General features: G+C 51.4%; 14 protein-coding genes and 1 rRNA gene. 9 read left to right on the top strand and 6 right to left on the bottom strand.

Annotation, left to right across the window (positions count from 1 at the left end):
• The first annotated feature begins 4 nt into the window (after positions 1 to 4).
• A 5S ribosomal RNA gene (gene rrf / locus F3J38_RS23625) occupies positions 5 to 120 on the top strand.
• Between the two features lie 139 nt (positions 121 to 259).
• Here the strand turns inward: rrf and mobB are convergent.
• Both mobB and mobA read right to left on the bottom strand, forming a co-directional pair.
• The gene (mobB, locus tag F3J38_RS23620; protein WP_167142788.1) at positions 260 to 757 is read right to left on the bottom strand and encodes a molybdopterin-guanine dinucleotide biosynthesis protein MobB; all 498 of its coding nucleotides are present in this window, start codon (positions 755 to 757) and stop codon (positions 260 to 262) included.
• Positions 757 to 1329: a molybdenum cofactor guanylyltransferase MobA gene (mobA, locus tag F3J38_RS23615; RefSeq protein WP_167142786.1), complete on the bottom strand. Its 573-nt coding sequence runs from the start codon at positions 1327 to 1329 to the stop codon at positions 757 to 759. The genes mobB and mobA overlap by 1 nt, the downstream gene beginning before the upstream one ends.
• 71 nt (positions 1330 to 1400) lie before the next feature.
• On the opposite strand from mobA, the gene F3J38_RS23610 reads away from it, so the two are divergent.
• The 5 genes from F3J38_RS23610 (at position 1401) to spfP (ending at position 6845) form a co-directional block, all read left to right on the top strand.
• Positions 1401 to 1676 carry a YihD family protein gene (locus tag F3J38_RS23610; protein WP_084935705.1) on the top strand — a complete coding sequence of 92 codons (276 nt, stop codon included), beginning with the start codon at positions 1401 to 1403 and terminating at the stop codon, positions 1674 to 1676.
• Between the two features lie 46 nt (positions 1677 to 1722).
• On the top strand, positions 1723 to 2709 hold the full coding sequence (locus tag F3J38_RS23605) for a serine/threonine protein kinase (RefSeq protein WP_167142805.1): 987 nt from the start codon (positions 1723 to 1725) through the stop codon (positions 2707 to 2709).
• 26 nt (positions 2710 to 2735) lie between these two features.
• On the top strand, positions 2736 to 3365 hold the full coding sequence (dsbA, locus tag F3J38_RS23600) for a thiol:disulfide interchange protein DsbA (RefSeq protein WP_167142784.1): 630 nt from the start codon (positions 2736 to 2738) through the stop codon (positions 3363 to 3365).
• Between the two features lie 367 nt (positions 3366 to 3732).
• Positions 3733 to 6522 (top strand): DNA polymerase I, encoded by a 2790-nt coding sequence (gene polA, locus F3J38_RS23595; RefSeq protein WP_167142781.1) that lies wholly within the window; start codon positions 3733 to 3735, stop codon positions 6520 to 6522.
• Between the two features lie 275 nt (positions 6523 to 6797).
• The gene (gene spfP / locus F3J38_RS28500; protein ID WP_071892919.1) at positions 6798 to 6845 is read left to right on the top strand and encodes a small protein SpfP; all 48 of its coding nucleotides are present in this window, start codon (positions 6798 to 6800) and stop codon (positions 6843 to 6845) included.
• Positions 6846 to 6930: 85 nt separating this feature from the next.
• On the opposite strand, the gene yihA is transcribed toward spfP, so the two are convergent.
• A complete protein-coding gene (gene yihA, locus F3J38_RS23590) occupies positions 6931 to 7572 on the bottom strand; it encodes a ribosome biogenesis GTP-binding protein YihA/YsxC (RefSeq protein WP_167142777.1) in 642 nt (213 codons plus the stop codon).
• A 555-nt stretch (positions 7573 to 8127) separates the two neighbouring features.
• Between yihA and yihI the strand changes: the two genes are divergently transcribed.
• Both yihI and hemN read left to right on the top strand, forming a co-directional pair.
• Positions 8128 to 8649 carry a Der GTPase-activating protein YihI gene (gene yihI, locus F3J38_RS23585; RefSeq protein WP_167142774.1) on the top strand — a complete coding sequence of 174 codons (522 nt, stop codon included), beginning with the start codon at positions 8128 to 8130 and terminating at the stop codon, positions 8647 to 8649.
• Between the two features lie 237 nt (positions 8650 to 8886).
• Positions 8887 to 10260, top strand: coding sequence for an oxygen-independent coproporphyrinogen III oxidase (hemN, locus tag F3J38_RS23580; protein WP_167142771.1), 1374 nt, complete (start codon positions 8887 to 8889; stop codon positions 10258 to 10260).
• Positions 10261 to 10289: 29 nt separating this feature from the next.
• Here hemN and glnG read toward each other — a convergent pair whose 3' ends face one another.
• From glnG to glnA, 3 genes are all read right to left on the bottom strand, one after another.
• Positions 10290 to 11699: a nitrogen regulation protein NR(I) gene (glnG, locus tag F3J38_RS23575; RefSeq protein ID WP_167142768.1), complete on the bottom strand. Its 1410-nt coding sequence runs from the start codon at positions 11697 to 11699 to the stop codon at positions 10290 to 10292.
• Positions 11700 to 11706: 7 nt separating this feature from the next.
• A complete protein-coding gene (gene glnL / locus F3J38_RS23570) occupies positions 11707 to 12756 on the bottom strand; it encodes a nitrogen regulation protein NR(II) (protein ID WP_167142765.1) in 1050 nt (349 codons plus the stop codon).
• 261 nt (positions 12757 to 13017) lie between these two features.
• Complete coding sequence (gene glnA, locus F3J38_RS23565; protein WP_167142762.1) at positions 13018 to 14427, bottom strand: glutamate--ammonia ligase; 1410 nt, start codon at positions 14425 to 14427, stop codon at positions 13018 to 13020.
• Between the two features lie 439 nt (positions 14428 to 14866).
• Here glnA and typA point away from each other — a divergent pair, with 439 nt between their 5' ends.
• Positions 14867 to 16687 (top strand): ribosome-dependent GTPase TypA, encoded by a 1821-nt coding sequence (typA, locus tag F3J38_RS23560; RefSeq protein WP_166935480.1) that lies wholly within the window; start codon positions 14867 to 14869, stop codon positions 16685 to 16687.
• Positions 16688 to 16856: the final 169 nt, after the last annotated feature.

Genomic DNA, 16856 nt, shown 5'->3' with positions numbered 1-16856 from the left:
TTTGCCTGGCGGCTTTAGCGCGGTGGTCCCACCTGACCCCATGCCGAACTCAGAAGTGAAACGCCGTAGCGCCGATGGTAGTGTGGGGCCTCCCCATGCGAGAGTAGGGAACTGCCAGGCATCAATTAAGTGAAGAAACCCTGAACGAAAGTTCAGGGTTTTTTTACGTCTGCAGATCGGCGAAATCAGGATTGTTTTACGCCTGAAACTGACGTGTGAAGTTTAGCCAGACGATCATAAAACCCCCTGGCTACTGGCTTTATCTCAGCCAGTTTTCGATAAAATCAGCAATCTTAACCGGCTGATTAATATCGAGAAGTGGGAGGTCGATCGTTAAATTCTCATCGCTGACCAGCGCAATAACGTGTTCGTCCAGTAAATCAGCCACTTCACCTTTGACACCACGCCGCCACAGCGCAATTTTAGCTACAGGTTCATCTTTAAAGCCTTCCACCAGCACCAGATCCAGCGCAGAATAGTCCATCCGCGCGGCCAGATCCGCCAAATCCAACGGCTTATCAGGGGTCTCGCACATCAGTGCCCAGCGCTGATGACTGGCCACGATTACCTGATCGGCACCCGCCTTTCGCAGCAGATAGCTGTCTTTTCCCGGCGTATCGATATCCATTTGATGATGAGTATGTTTGATTAATCCAGTGCGGATGCCACGCGCCTTAAGCAGAGGAATCACCTGCTGCAGCAAAGTGGTTTTACCGGTGCCGCTCCACGCGACGATCGCCAGCAATGGCACGCCCATCACTGCCTCTCCTCATCAACCAAATCGTCTGGCGTATTAATATTGCGAAACGCAGACTCAGGATCCGCGAAGGTCACCGCATGCCCACCGTGTTCACGTAAAAACTGCATTAAACGCCGCTCGCCGCGTAGCAGCCAGGCTTCAAGATCATCGGACAGTGATCGATTGACCAGTGCCAATGCAGGATGATCACGCTGCGTTGATCGTACCCACACCGCAGGTGCCTCACCGCGCTGCTGCCATAATCGTGCAACGAAGTCCTCCGGCAACCAGGGCGTATCACAGGCACAAAAGGCGACCCACTCGGTTTTACTGTGCTGTAAACCACTTAATATGCCAGCCAGCGGTCCAGGATAATCTGGCATCGAATCGGTAACGACCTGACAACCGCTAGCCTGATAACGATCAATGTTACGGTTTGCGCTTATCAACACAATATTGACCTGCGGCACCAATCGCTGCAGAACGTGCTGATAAAGCGGTTTGCCCTGCAGCTCCAGCAGCCCTTTATCCTGGCCTCCCATACGACTGCCTTGCCCACCTGCGAGAATCACGCCGGTAAATGCTGTCATTTTCGTCTCCTTATTCATTCTGGACGATACTTGCATCAGCGCAGCGTACCACCTGCATAAAGGAATCAATGATGAAATATCACCGACTTAATGAACTCCTCGAACTCCTGCAACCAGCATGGCAAAAGGAGTCCGATCTTAACCTGCTGGCATTTTTACAAAAACTGGCGCAGGAATCCGGTTTCAGTGGCCCATTAAGTGAATTAACAGATGATGTATTGATTTACCATCTCAAGATGCGTGATGCCGATGGCCATGCTGAAATTCCCGGACTGAAAAAGGATTATGAAGTGGACTTCAAAACTGCGCTATTACGTGCACGCGGTGTGATTAAGGATGATGAGTAGTGTTATCCTTGCGCATTCCTTGCAACGGTAACACACAGGCAAAATGATGAGCGAAGCCGCCTTTACTTTCCAGACGCTGGACCCCGATGTCATCCTGGATGCACTTTGGGATGCGGGTCTGCGTGTCGAATCTGGCTTAACCGCCCTCAATAGCTACGAAAACCGTGTCTATCAGTTCAGTGATGATGATAAGCGTCGCTATGTGGCCAAGTTTTATCGACCACAGCGTTGGAGTGCGCAGCAAATTATTGAAGAACATCAGTTTACGCATGACCTGCTGACTGATGAGGTCCCAGTGGCTGCGCCAATGACACTGCAAGGCAGCACGTTAAATCATCATGCCGGATTTATGTTTGCCGTTTTCCCGAGCTTGGGCGGGCGGCAATATGAAACCGACAATGAAGAGCAGATGGAGTGGGTTGGCCGTTTTCTGGGACGCATCCATCAAACGGGTCGTCAGAGTCTGTTTCAAGAACGCCCCACGTTCGGTCTGGATGAGTACGTGTTTCAACCTCGCCGTGAACTGGAGCAAAACACACTGGTACCCGGTGCGTTAAAAGACGCATTGCTGAATGCTGTTGATAAACTCAGTGACACACTACAGCAATGCTGGCATAGCCGATGGCAGCCGCTCAGGCTGCACGGTGACTGTCATCCAGGCAATATTTTGTGGCGAGATGGCCCCATGTTTGTCGATCTTGATGATGCGCGTAATGGTCCTGCGGTACAGGATTTGTGGATGCTGGTGAATGGCGATCGTCAGGAACAACTGATCCAATGGGACATTCTGTTAGAAGCTTACAATGAATTCAGTGATTTCGATTTAAATGAATTGTCACTGATTGAGCCTTTACGCGCTATGCGCATGGTTTATTATTTGGCTTGGGTGGTACGCCGCTGGCAGGATCCCGCTTTTCCGCGCGCCTTTCCGTGGATGACCGATGAGGATTTCTGGCGCCGACAAATTGCACTATTTATCGAGCAGGAGAAGCTGTTACACCAACCTCCGTTGCAGCTTAGCCCGCAATTTTAATGATGTACTCAGGAGATTTTTTCACGATGAAAAAGATTATGTTTGCGCTGGTAGGATTAATGCTGGCATTTGGCGCTTCAGCGGCACAATTTGATGACGGCAAACAATACGTCACGTTGCCTAAGCCCGTTGCCGGTGAGCCACAGGTGCTGGAGTTTTTCTCCTTCTTCTGTCCGCACTGCTACCAGTTCGAACGCGTTTATCACGTGAGCGATGCAGTGAAAAAGAACCTGCCAGCGGATACCAAAGTCACTAAGTACCACGTTGATTTCCTTGGTGGTGATTTCGGTCCGGTAGTGACTCAGGCATGGGCCGTGGCGATGGCGCTCGGTGTCGAAAGCAAAGTGACTACAACAATTTTCGATGGCATCCAGAAAACCCAAACCATCACTGATGCGGCAAGCCTGAAGGCGGCCTTCATCCAGGCTGCGGGCATCTCTTCTGAAGATTATGATGCGGCATGGAACAGCTTTGCAGTTAAAGCTCTGGTCGCACAGCAGCAGAAAGCGGCTTCAGATCTGAATCTGCAAGGCGTGCCAGCGATCTTCGTTAACGGCAAATATATGGTTAATAATGGTGGTCTGGATACCAGCTCCATGGACAATTTCGTTGCCGATTATGCCAACGTAGTGAAATTCCTGGTTGAGAAGAAATAATTCAGCTCAGTTAAACGCCGACAATGTCGGCGTTTTTGTTGCATTTATCTTGTCGCACAAATGATATTCCTGTACAGCCTCTGCTTAATATCCACATGGACGATCCCCTTTTCAAAAAGCGGCTACGCATCACGGTAAGTTTATAGTTCATTGAATAAAAAGAACTTTTATAAGTAAAATGATTGCAATTAACGTAAATAACAATACGTTATGATTTTTACGCACAAACTTATCCACAATCTGATCCCTGCGATCCGTGCCGCGTAACAGTGAAAAAGATCCTCACTTCCCCGTACGGATTCAACATTCTTCTCTGGATGTGGCATCCTTATACCCCTGATTATCGCAACGAAGAAAATACGAACCTATGGCGCAAATTGCAGAAAATCCCCTGATTCTGGTAGACGGATCCTCCTATCTCTACCGGGCGTATCATGCCTTTCCGCCGCTGACGAACAGTGCTGGCGAGCCAACAGGCGCCATGTATGGTGTGCTCAACATGCTGAAGAGCTTGTTGATGCAGTATCAGCCAAGCCATGTGGCTGTGGTCTTCGATGCAAAAGGAAAAACCTTCAGGGATGAGCTATTCGAGCATTACAAATCCCATCGCCCACCCATGCCTGATGATCTGCGTGCGCAGATTGAGCCCTTGCATGAGATGGTAAAAGCGATGGGGCTGCCATTATTAGCGGTCACCGGCGTTGAAGCGGATGACGTTATTGGCACGCTGGCGCTGGAAGCTGAGAAACAGGGCCGAGCGGTCCTGATCAGTACCGGTGATAAAGACATGGCACAGTTGGTTACGCCAGGCATTACGCTGATCAACACCATGACCAATACGGTACTAGGCCCGGAAGAGGTTGAGCAGAAGTATGGCGTACCTCCTTCATTGATTATCGATTTCCTCGCCATGATGGGCGATAGCTCGGATAACATTCCTGGCGTGCCAGGCGTGGGAGAGAAAACCGCGCAGGCCCTGTTGCAGGGCTTGGGCGGCATGCAGTCCATCTACGATAACCTGGAAAAAGTCGCTGACCTCTCGTTCCGTGGCGCGAAAACCATGGCAGCGAAGCTGGAGCAAAACCGTGAGGTCGCATTCCTGTCCTATCAGCTGGCGACCATTAAAACTGACGTTGAACTGGAACTGGGTTGTGAGCAACTCACCGTCAACGAGCCGGACGTTGAAAAACTGCAAAATCTCTTCGGCCGCTATGAATTTAAACGTTGGATCAGCGATTTACAGGACGGCACTTGGCTGCAGGGCAAAAAGAGCAACGTGCAGGCGCAGAAATCGCTGGCTAGTGAACCTGCGGTTGAGGCTGTTGAAGCAGCCAGCGTGCTGTCATCAGACGGTTACGTCACCATTCTTGATGAGGCAACCTTTAGCGAATGGCTGCAGAAGCTGAAAAAAGCGGAGTTGTTTGCCTTCGATCTCGAAACAGATTCTTTGGATTCGTGGAGCGCGAATATCATTGGTCTTTCCTTTGCCACCGCACCGGGTGAGGCTGCTTATCTTCCTGTGGGCCATGACTATCTGGATGCGCCAGACCAGTTAGATCGTAATGAAGTACTAAAACGGCTCAAACCTTTATTGGAAGATGCCAAAGCGGCGAAAGTGGGGCAAAACCTCAAATACGACCGTGGTGTGCTGAAGAACTACGATATTGAGCTGAACGGCATAAAATTCGACACCATGCTGGAATCATACTGCCTGAACAGCGTCGGCGGTAAGCATGATATGGATAGCCTCGCAGCGCGTTGGCTCAATCATAAAACGGTCACTTTCGAAGAGATCGCGGGAAAAGGTAAAAATCAGCTGACCTTCAACCAGATTGCTATTGAGCAGGCTGCTCACTACGCCGCGGAAGATGCTGATGTCACCCTGCAACTACATCTGCAAATGTGGCCAAAACTGGAACAGGAAGCGGGTCCGAAGCAGGTCTTCACAGATATTGAAATTCCACTGGTCACGGTCATTTCACGCGTAGAACGTAATGGCGTGTTAATCGATCAAAATATTCTGGCGAAGCACTCGCAGGAGTTAACGACTCGCCTGGCTGAACTTGAGCTGAAAGCACACGAGTTAGCGGGGGAACCCTTTAACCTCTCGTCTACTAAACAGCTGCAAACCATTCTGTTTGAAAAGCAGGGGATTAAGCCTACTAAGAAAACGCCAGGCGGTGCGCCGTCTACCAGTGAAGAAGTGCTGGCTGAGCTGGCACTCGACTATCCACTGCCAAAAGTTATTCTGGAGCATCGCGGTCTGTCGAAGCTGAAATCGACGTATACCGATAAACTGCCACTGATGATCAATCCGATTACGGGTCGCGTACACACGTCTTATCATCAGGCCGTAACGGCAACCGGGCGACTCTCGTCCACCGATCCGAACTTGCAAAATATTCCGGTACGTAATGATGAAGGGCGCCGTATTCGTCAGGCGTTTATTGCGGGTGCTGATAAGCGCATTGTTGCTGCTGACTACTCGCAAATTGAACTGCGTATCATGGCACACCTGTCGCAGGACAAAGGTTTGTTGGACGCCTTTGCCCAAGGTGAAGATATTCACCGCGCGACGGCGTCAGAAGTCTTTGGTGTCGCGCTGAGCAAAGTCTCAAGCGAGCAGCGCCGCAGCGCCAAGGCCATAAACTTCGGCCTGATTTACGGGATGAGTGCGTTTGGTTTGTCGCGCCAGTTGAATATCGGTGCAGGAGAAGCGAAAAAGTATATGGATCTCTACTTTGAACGCTATCCGGGTGTGTTGCGTTATATGGAAGAGACTCGCGCGCAGGCTGCTGAGAAGGGTTACGTTGAAACGCTGGATGGCCGCCGCTTGTGGTTGCCAGACATCAACTCCAGCAACGCCATTCGTCGTAAAGCGGCCGAGCGCGCGGCGATCAATGCCCCAATGCAAGGTACAGCAGCAGACATTATCAAACGTGCCATGATTGCCGTGGATGGCTGGTTACTGCAGCAGCAAGACGATGCGGTGAAGATGATCATGCAGGTACACGATGAATTGGTGTTTGAGATTCACAATGATGTGGTAGAGAGCGCCAGTGCCAAAATCCGCCAACTAATGGAAAGCAGCATGAAGTTAGATGTACCGCTGCAGGTTGAAGTCGGTATGGGCGATAACTGGGATCAGGCGCACTGATAAGGCACTATCGGCGGCTTATCCAGGTCGCCGATGTCGTCATAAGAAAAAAGTTTACTTAATCGGTTCAGCAACCTGTCAAAGCCGCTGGTTAAATACGCGTTTTGTAACTCTCTATAGCCTAAGCATTTTTTTAGTAATTAAACTACATGCCATGAGTCAAAGTGTGACGTACTTGGTAAAAAAGATGTCGTTTCCTGAAACTTAACAACAAAAAAACCTTTGTTGGTCAGGAAAAATCAGGTAAAGTTCATCGCGTAGGGTACAGAGGTAAGATGTTCTATCTTTCAGACCTTTTACTTCACGTAATCGGATTTGGCTGAATATTTAGCCGCCCCAGTCATTTATGACTGGGGCGTTTTTTATTGGGCTTTTTCTGAAAAAGCGGGCTTAAACCCGCTTTTCACATCACGAAGATGGCGTTTCTTCCTCACCTTCTTGTGCCGGTTCCAGCTCGCTGAACCAGGTGTCCAGTTTGCGGCGAACGACATCAACGCCCAGCTTTTTCAGCGATGAGAACATCTCTACCTGCACATCGCCCATAAATCCGAGTGCGGCTTCACGCACCATATTCAACTGGGCTTTACGCGCACCCGAAGCCAATTTATCTGCCTTCGTTAACAGCACCAGCACCGGAATGCCGCTCTGTACTGCCCACTCAATCATATTTTGATCGAGGTCTTTCAGTGGATGGCGGATATCCATCAGCACCACCAAGCCTTTCAATGCCTGACGTTTCTGCAAATATTCAGACAGTGCACGCTGCCATTTGCGCTTCATCTCTTCGGGAACTTCGGCGTAACCATAGCCCGGTAAATCGACCAGGGTTTTCCCCTCAACAACCTGAAACAGGTTGATGAGCTGAGTACGGCCAGGCGTTTTACTGGTACGCGCAAGGCTTTTCTGGTTGGTGATGGTATTCAACGCGCTGGATTTGCCTGCGTTAGAGCGCCCGGCAAAGGCGACCTCAATGCCCACATCCGCCGGTAAATGGCGAATATCTGGGGCGCTGAGCACGAAATGGGTCATGTGATAATTCAAAGCAGACAAAGTAGAACTCCAGCAGAGTGATTCGATCAATTGAGCTGATTATACCTGTTATGGCGCAAAAGTACCCGATGGCGTCTTAACGCGCTATTTTGTAAGAGATCGACGATTACTACTGCCAGTCATTACCCTTTAATACAATGTTCATTTTATTTTTTATTATTAAATTTCAATGCATTAATAAAAAATTGAAAAATACCATTCTAAATTAGAGACAAGTCCCACTTGTTCATTTTACTGGTTGGTCTACATTTGGTGTCAGTGCACGGCGGCACCCATCAGGATGATGCGCTCAGGAGCGTCGAGGATGACCATGAGCATGGCAGGATACGATTCAGGAAAGAGTCGGACAGGGATAAGGAGTCATCGCAGGAGCGATTGGGCGAAGGAGCAACCGGGACGTTGTGAGCCGTAAAGGATATATAACGTCATTCCTTCATAAGAAGGTGCGAAATAAGGCGATAGCATAGGCTGTCGCCTTTTTTCTTTGCCCGCTTTCTGCTAGATTTCGCCGCAATTCTATACTGAATTCACTGAGCATGACTGAGACCGGACACCATGAAGCAACCTGCACAAGCCCAGCGTGGCAAACCTGCTGCTAAAACCAAACGCAAATCGCGTGAAGAACTGAATCAGGAAGCACGCGATCGTAAACGCGATAAAAAGCACAGCGGCCATAAAGCGGGCAGCCGCGCGAATCCAGAAGCGCAAGCCGCGCAGAAAGGACAGGGTAAAAAAAGCCAGGACCCACGTGTAGGCAGCAAAAAGCCGATTGCGCTGGTGGCCGATGGCAAAACCCAGCCAGAGAAGAAACCCGCGGTCAAAGCCAAGCCGAAAGCGGAAAAAGTTCGCTTAAGCCCGCAGGAAGAGCTGGCTAAGCTGGAAAACGACGAGCGTCTTGATACGCTGCTGGATCGCCTGGAGAACGGCGAGACGCTGAGCGGTGAAGATCAAGCCTGGCTGGATCAAACGCTGGATCGCATCGACGAGCTGATGGAAACCCTCGGCATCGCGCTCGACGACGAAGCTGAAGATGAGCAGGCTGAAGAAGATATGATGCGTCTGCTGAAAGGCAACTAAACGTCTATTTTGATCGGCATGTGCTTTTGTGCATGCCGCGCTAAACAGGTATTTGCCTATGCTTTGGCCTGGATCAATTTTAGCGCTGCTACTGACATGTTATCTCCTGTGGTTATTGTTTAAACTACGTCGCCTGTCGCGTCTGAAGTCGCGTTTACGCCGGCGTACGGCACATCGCTTCATCCACTCTTCTGCTACGCGACCCTCTCTCAGACGACGTCACCCTAAGGAGTGAGCATGTCATCGCAGCAGATTGAATGGGATCAGCCGCTCGTTGAAAAATACAATTATGCGGGCCCGCGCTACACCTCGTATCCTACCGCACTAGAGTTCGATGAGAACTTTGGTGAGGTCGATTTTCGCGCTGCGGTTGAACGCTACCCTGAGCGTTCCCTGTCGCTCTATGTACACATTCCCTTCTGCCATCGTCTGTGCTACTTCTGCGGCTGCAATAAGATTGTGACGCGCCAGCTCCACAAAGCCGATCGCTATCTTGATGTGCTGGAGCAGGAGATCCGTCAGCGAGCTCCCCAATTTGCGGGTCGCCGCGTGACGCAGCTGCATTGGGGCGGGGGTACGCCAACATTCCTGAATTCCGTTCAAATCAGTCGGCTGGTGGCGCTGCTACGCAGCCATTTTTCTATCACTGAAGATGCTGAAATGTCGATCGAGGTCGATCCCCGCGAAATTGAGCTGGAGATGATCGATCATCTTCGCGCAGAGGGTTTTAATCGTATCAGCATGGGCGTGCAGGACTTTAATAAAGCCGTACAGGAACGCGTCAATCGCGTGCAGGACGAAGACACCATCTTCGCGCTGGTACAGCGGGCACGTGCCCAAGGCTTTCGCTCCATAAGCCTTGATCTGATCTACGGCCTGCCGTTGCAGACGCCTGAAAGCTTTGCCTTCACCCTACAGAGGGTGATTGCATTGAACCCCGATCGCCTCAGCGTATTCAACTACGCGCATATGCCCACGCTGTTTGCGGCACAACGTAAGATCAAAGATGACGAGTTGCCAAATGCGGCACAGAAGCTGCTCATCCTGCAACAAACCATCGCAACGTTAACCGGTGCAGGCTACCAGTTCATTGGAATGGATCACTTCGCCAAGCCACAGGATGAGTTGGCAGTGGCGCAGCGTGACGGGGTTCTGCATCGTAACTTCCAGGGTTACACCACGCAGGGAGAGAGCGATCTGCTCGGTTTTGGCGTATCAGCCATTAGCATGCTGGGTGATAGCTATGCGCAGAATCAGAAAGAGTTGAAGGCGTATTACGGCGATGTGGAGCAGCGCGGCAATGCGTTATGGCGTGGGCTTACGTTAAGTGAAGATGACTGCCTGCGTCGTGAGGTGATTAAGGCGCTGATTTGTCATTTCTCACTGGATTTTTCGACAATCGAAGCGCGATGGTCAGTGGAGTTTGAGGCCTATTTTTCAGAGGATTTGGCACTCTTAGCACCGCTGATGGCAGATGGTTTGCTTGAGCAGCGAGATCGCAGTTTGCAGGTAACAGGTGTCGGACGCTTGCTGATCCGCAATATCTGTATGTGCTTCGATCGCTATCTGCGCCAGAGGGTACGCCAGCAGCAATTTTCCCGCGTGATATAAGAAGGGGAGCATCCGCTCCCCCTGTTCACTTATTCCATGCCAAGCTCTTTCAATTTACGCGTCAGGGTATTGCGGCCCCAGCCGAGTAAACGTGCGGCTTCTTGCTTGTGCCCTTGAGTATGACGCAGTGCGGTCGTCAGCAGCGTGCGTTCCATTTCGGGCTGTGCTTCAGAAAGCAAGTTTTGATGACCGGAACGCAACGCGCGATCCGCCCATTGCGCCAACAGCGTGGCCCAGCTATCCGGCAATGATTGAACCGGATTGTCAGCGGTGCTGGTTTCAAACAGCTCCGGCGGCAGATCCTGTATCAATACTTCCTGGCCCGCAGCCATCACCGTTAGCCAACGGCAGGTGTTTTCCAGCTGACGCACGTTACCGGACCAATGCAAGCGCGTTAGCGCAGTTTCGGTTTCCGGATGCAAAATCTTCGCTTCAACGCCCAGTTCACGCGCTGCCACTTGCAGGAAGTAGCGAGCCAAACGCGGAATGTCTTCACGACGTTCACGCAACGGCGGAAGATGCACACGAATCACGTTTAGGCGGTGGAACAAATCCTCACGGAATTTGCCTTCCTGTACGCGCAGCTCAAGGTTTTGGTGGGTTGCTGCGATGATTCGCACATCCACTTTCACCGGTGCATAGCCGCCCACGCGATAAAATTGACCATCGGCCAACACACGTAATAAGCGGGTTTGCACGTCGAGTGGCATATCACCAATCTCGTCGAGGAACAGCGTGCCGCCATCGGCTTGCTCGAAGCGACCCTGACGAATCTGATTGGCTCCGGTAAAGGCCCCTTTTTCGTGCCCGAACAGTTCAGACTCAATCAGGTCTTTCGGGATCGCCGCCATATTCAAGGCGATAAACGGTGATTTGGCGCGCGGGCTGTGGCGGTGCAACGCGTGCGCCACCAACTCTTTACCCGTGCCGGACTCACCGTTAATCAGCACGCTAATCGAGGAGCGCGACAAACGGCCAATGATACGGAACACATCCTGCATCGCTGGCGCTTCACCAATGATGTCGGTAGTGGGGCCGCTAACAGGCTGATTGCGCGGTTGCTGCTGTTCCTGGTAATGACTGATCGCGCGCTCCACCAGTGCGACCGCTTCGTCAATATCAAACGGCTTTGGCAGATAATCAAACGCACCTTGCTGATACGCACTCACGGCGGCATCTAAATCCGAGTGTGCGGTCATGATGATCACTGGCAGCATCGGATGACGCTGTTTAATCTGTTTCAGCAGCGCCAGTCCATCCATGCCTGGCATGCGAATATCCGATAACAATACATCTGGGGTCTTACTTGAGAGTGCATCCAGCACCTCATTCGCGCTGTCAAATGTTGCGCAGCTCAAACCGGCTCCAGTGAGCGCACGTTCAAGCACCCAGCGGATGGAGCTATCGTCATCGACGATCCAGACTATCCCTCGTTGCATAGAAACCTCACTGGCGAATAGGCAGGTAAACCGAGAATTCGGTGTGTCCTGGCCAACTGTTAAATTCTATTTTTCCCGAATGCTGATCGATCAGACTGCGGGCGATGGAGAGGCCTAAACCGGTGCCACCTTCGCGTCCGCTGACCATCGGATAAAACAGCGTGTCTTGTAACTGGGCTGGAATGCCCGGGCCATCATCTTCAATATCAATGCGCGCCACCAGGCGATAGCGCGTGCCGTGCAGCGTGAGCTGAAAGGCCGTACGCGTGCGGATCACGATAGTGCCGCCTTCTTCACCCAGCGCCTGTAGTGCATTGCGAACGACGTTGAGCAGCACTTGTTCAATCTGATCGGGATCGTGTGGCAACTCCGGCAGGCTGGGGTCGTAATCACGCACCAGCGAGACGTTTTCCGGTAATTCCATCGAGACCAGATTGACAACACGCTCGGCCACCTGATGAATGCTTTGTGTGACATGCATGCCAGGTTGTTGCGGTCCGAGCAGGCGATCAACCAGATTGCGCAGGCGGTCTGCCTGTTCAATGATGATGCGGGTGTATTCATGCAGCGACGGGTCGGGCAGGGCTCGGGTCAGTAACTGCGCCGCGCCACGTAATCCCCCCAGCGGGTTTTTAATTTCATGCGCCAGTCCGCGGACTAAATCTCGGGCGGCGACCTGCTGTGCATGTTGCAGCTGTTCCTGGCTCAGGCGACGTTGATTATCCATCGGCGCCATTTCCAGCAAAATAAGGCCATCAGGCAGACGTTGTGCCGTCAGCGACATAATATGTGCGCGACCATCAACGACCAAAGTCACTTCGCTGTCGGTAAAGCCCTGGCCGGCTCCAAGACTCTCGCTCATGACCTCAATGTTCAGCGAAAAATAACCCGTTAATTCCGGTAATGGCGTGCCGAATAATTTTCGTGAGCTTTGCGCCAGTAATTGCTGTGCAGCCGGATTGGCATAATGGATAACCAGATCGTTATCGACCAGCAAAATACTGTTGATTAGAGAGTTAAGAATCTGCCCCGCATCGGGCAGCGTGCCAGTTGCCATACAGCGTTCCTCTGCACCAAGTTAGTGCATTATAGCCTTTTAGGACGGAAATCTGTCGTTCAAACGGTGTTTGCGCGGAGAAAAAAGCCCATCCGAAGATGGGCCAAAGTTTCCACGGCAATATAAAATCTTCGGCGACTTTTGCACCCCAGCTGCGTTGGCTGCTTTCGTTCACCCGAGTCACTGAGTTATCTCAGCTCCTCGGGATTCACTCGATTGCCGCCTTGCTGCGGTACAAAATTCGCGAATATTTAGTGCTAATTAAACGCTGTAGTACAGTTCAAACTCAACTGGGTGCGGAGTCATACGCACGCGGTCAACGTCTGGCTTACGCAGTTCGATGTAAGCATCGATAGCGTCGTCAGTGAACACGCCACCACGGGTCAGGAACTCACGGTCTTCGTCCAGTGCGATCAGGGCTTCTTCCAGAGAACCTGCAACTTTTGGAATCTCAGCTTCTTCTTCCGGAGGCAGGTCATACAGGTTTTTGTCCATTGCATCGCCAGGGTGGATCTTATTGATGATGCCATCAAGACCTGCCATCAGCAGTGCGGTGAACGCCAGGTATGGGTTAGCCGCTGGATCTGGGAAGCGCGCTTCGATACGACGTGCTTTCGGGCTAGCAACCACTGGGATACGGATAGAAGCTGAACGGTTACGTGCTGAGTATGCCAGCATGACCGGTGCTTCGTAGCCTGGAACCAGACGCTTGTATGAGTTGGTGGTTGGGTTCGCCAAGGCGTTGATTGCTTTAGCGTGCTTGATAACACCACCGATGTAGAACAGTGCAGTCTCAGACAGGCCGCCGTATTTATCACCTGCGAACAGGTTCACGCCGCCTTTTGACAGAGACATGTGGCAGTGCATACCAGAACCGTTATCGCCGAACATTGGCTTAGGCATGAAGGTTGCAGTTTTGCCGTATGCGTGCGCAACGTTGTGCACTACATATTTGTAAATCTGAATTTCGTCAGCTTTTTTGGTCATGGTGTTGAAGCGGGTTGCCACTTCGTTCTGACCAGCAGTTGCTACTTCGTGGTGATGGGCTTCAACAACCAGACCCATCTGCTCCATGGTCAGACACATAGCAGAACGGATGTCCTGAGCTGAGTCGACTGGTGGAACTGGGAAGTAACCGCCTTTCAGACCTGGACGGTGACCTTTGTTACCGCCTTCGTATTCTTTACCGGTGTTCCAGCACGCTTCGATATCATCGATAGCCACGTGTGAACCTGAGGTAGAAGAACCGAAACGGATGTCGTCGAACAGGAAGAACTCTGGCTCTGGGCCAAACAGTACGGTGTCCGCGATGCCGGATGCCTGCAGGAACTCTTCTGCACGCTTAGCAATGGAGCGTGGGTCACGATCGTAGCCCTGCAGTGTGCCTGGCTCAAGAATGTCACAACGGATGATCAGAGTTGAATCTTCGAAGAACGGATCCATAACCGCAGTGGTCGAATCTGGCATCAGAACCATGTCTGATTCGTTAATGCCTTTCCAGCCACCGATGGAGGAGCCATCGAACATTTTGCCTTCTTCGAAGAAGTCAGCGTTAACCTGGTGAGCAGGGATAGTAACGTGCTGTTCTTTACCTTTGGTATCGGTAAAACGCAGGTCAACAAACTTAACTTCGTGCTCGTTCATCATCGAGAGGACGTGTTCAGCGGACATACTTAAACTCTCCTGGAAATGGTCATAATCGTCATGGTGAGAGAACTTCGTTGCCTGGAATGTGTCACGCTTACTGACCACCCCTAACCAAGATCTCGGCAAGCTCTTTCAACCGTTGTGTAACTGTCGTTTTCGCTTGAAAGATATAAAGCGAATTCTGTGCCAACTTTATTACAATGGTAAAAATGGCGCTGTGACGCGCTCTTTCGTGAGTCGGTCACTGCACCAGTATGGATGAAGCGCACTGATTTGGTGCTTCATAGATCAAATATCGCCCCAAAAAGGTGCAAAACACCATCGCAGTGCAGATTAATGCACCGTTATTGGTGCTAAAAAACAGCACTAAGAGAAACTTTAAGGGAATACTGTGATCATGTTCAGTCTTTCGCTTAATCCGTGTACAATACCGCGTTATTTCTATAATGCCTGAGGCAAAGCTGTGATCGAAAATTTGCGTAACATCGCCATCATCGCGCACGTTGACCATGGTAAGACCACCCTGGTTGATAAGCTGCTGCAACAGTCCGGTACTTTTGATGCTCGTACCGAAGCGACTGAGCGCGTAATGGACTCCAACGATTTGGAGAAAGAGCGTGGGATTACCATCCTCGCAAAAAACACCGCCATCAAATGGAACGACTACCGTATCAACATCGTTGATACCCCAGGACACGCCGACTTCGGTGGTGAAGTGGAACGTGTTATGTCCATGGTGGACTCGGTGCTGTTGGTTGTAGATGCGATGGATGGCCCTATGCCGCAAACCCGCTTCGTAACCAAAAAAGCCTTTGCTCATGGTTTGAAGCCGATTGTAGTTATCAACAAAGTTGACCGTCCGGGCGCGCGTCCTGATTGGGTTGTTGATCAGGTATTCGACCTGTTCGTTAACCTGGATGCGACTGACGAGCAGCTGGACTTCCCTATCATTTATGCATCAGCGCTGAATGGTATTGCAGGTCTGGACCACAACGACATGGCAGACGACATGACCCCGCTGTACCAGGCGATTGTGGATCGTGTGTCTCCACCACAGGTTGAAGTTGAAGCACCACTGCAGATGCAGATCTCGCAGCTGGACTACAACAACTACTTGGGCGTTATCGGCATTGGCCGCATTAAGCGCGGTAAAATCAAGCCGAACCAGCAAGTCACTATCATTGATAGCGAAGGCAAAACCCGTAACGGTAAAGTCGGTAAAGTACTGGGCCACCTGGGTCTGGAACGTATCGAGAGCGCCGAGGCTGAAGCAGGCGATATCATCGCTGTGACCGGTCTGGGCGAGCTGAACATCTCTGATACCATCTGCGACACACAGAAGGTCGAAGCGCTGCCAGCACTGAGCGTTGATGAGCCAACCGTAACCATGTTCTTTAACGTCAACACTTCACCTTTCTGCGGTAAAGAAGGTAAGTATGTGACTTCGCGCCAGATCCTGGAGCGTCTGAACAAAGAGCTGGTACACAACGTAGCACTGCGCGTTGAAGAAACCGAAGATTCAGACGCCTTCCGTGTGTCTGGTCGTGGTGAGCTGCACTTGTCTGTTCTGATCGAGAACATGCGTCGTGAAGGTTTCGAACTGGCGGTATCCCGTCCGAAAGTTATCTTCCGCGAATTCGAAGGCCGTAAACAAGAGCCATTCGAAAACGTGACCCTCGACATCGAAGAAACCCACCAGGGTTCTGTGATGCAGGCGATGGGTGAGCGTAAAGGCGATCTGAAAAACATGGATCCAGATGGCAAAGGCCGTGTACGTCTCGACTACATGATCCCAAGCCGTGGCCTGATCGGCTTCCGTAACGAATTCATGACCATGACTTCAGGTACCGGTCTGCTGTACTCCACCTTCAGCCACTACGACGACGTACGTCCGGGCGATGTGGGCCAGCGTCAGAACGGCGTTCTGATCTCTAACGGTCAAGGTAAAGCAGTCGCGTTCGCACTGTTCAGCCTGCAGGATCGCGGTAAGCTGTTCCTGGGTCACGGCGCGGAAGTATATGAAGGCCAGATCATCGGTATTCACAGCCGTTCTAACGACCTGACAGTTAACTGCCTGACCGGTAAGAAACTGACCAACATGCGTGCGTCAGGTACTGACGAAGCGACCACTCTGGTTCCACCACAGAAAATGACGCTGGAGCAGGCTATCGAGTTCATCGATGATGACGAACTGGTAGAAGTGACTCCGCAGTCAGTCCGTATTCGTAAACGTCACCTGACCGAGAACGACCGTAAGCGTGCGTCTCGCGGCGGTAAAGAGTAAGCGAAACAGTCTGATATTAAGCCCCGCACTGCGGGGCTTTTTTTTGCCTGCAACCCGCTGCAACGCTCACTTCGCGAACTTTGGCCCCGCTTCCAGATCGCTTATTTCCTCCTCATCGTACCTGTTCAGCACTCTCTTTTACCGCTAGAGTGAATGATCCAGGGAACAT

The organism is Candidatus Pantoea formicae (assembly GCF_011752625.1).
In the GTDB taxonomy this organism is placed as follows: Bacteria; Pseudomonadota; Gammaproteobacteria; order Enterobacterales; family Enterobacteriaceae; genus Pantoea; species Pantoea formicae.
The sequence above is the reverse complement of the archived record's forward strand: the minus strand, read 5'-3'. Positions and strand labels throughout refer to the sequence as shown.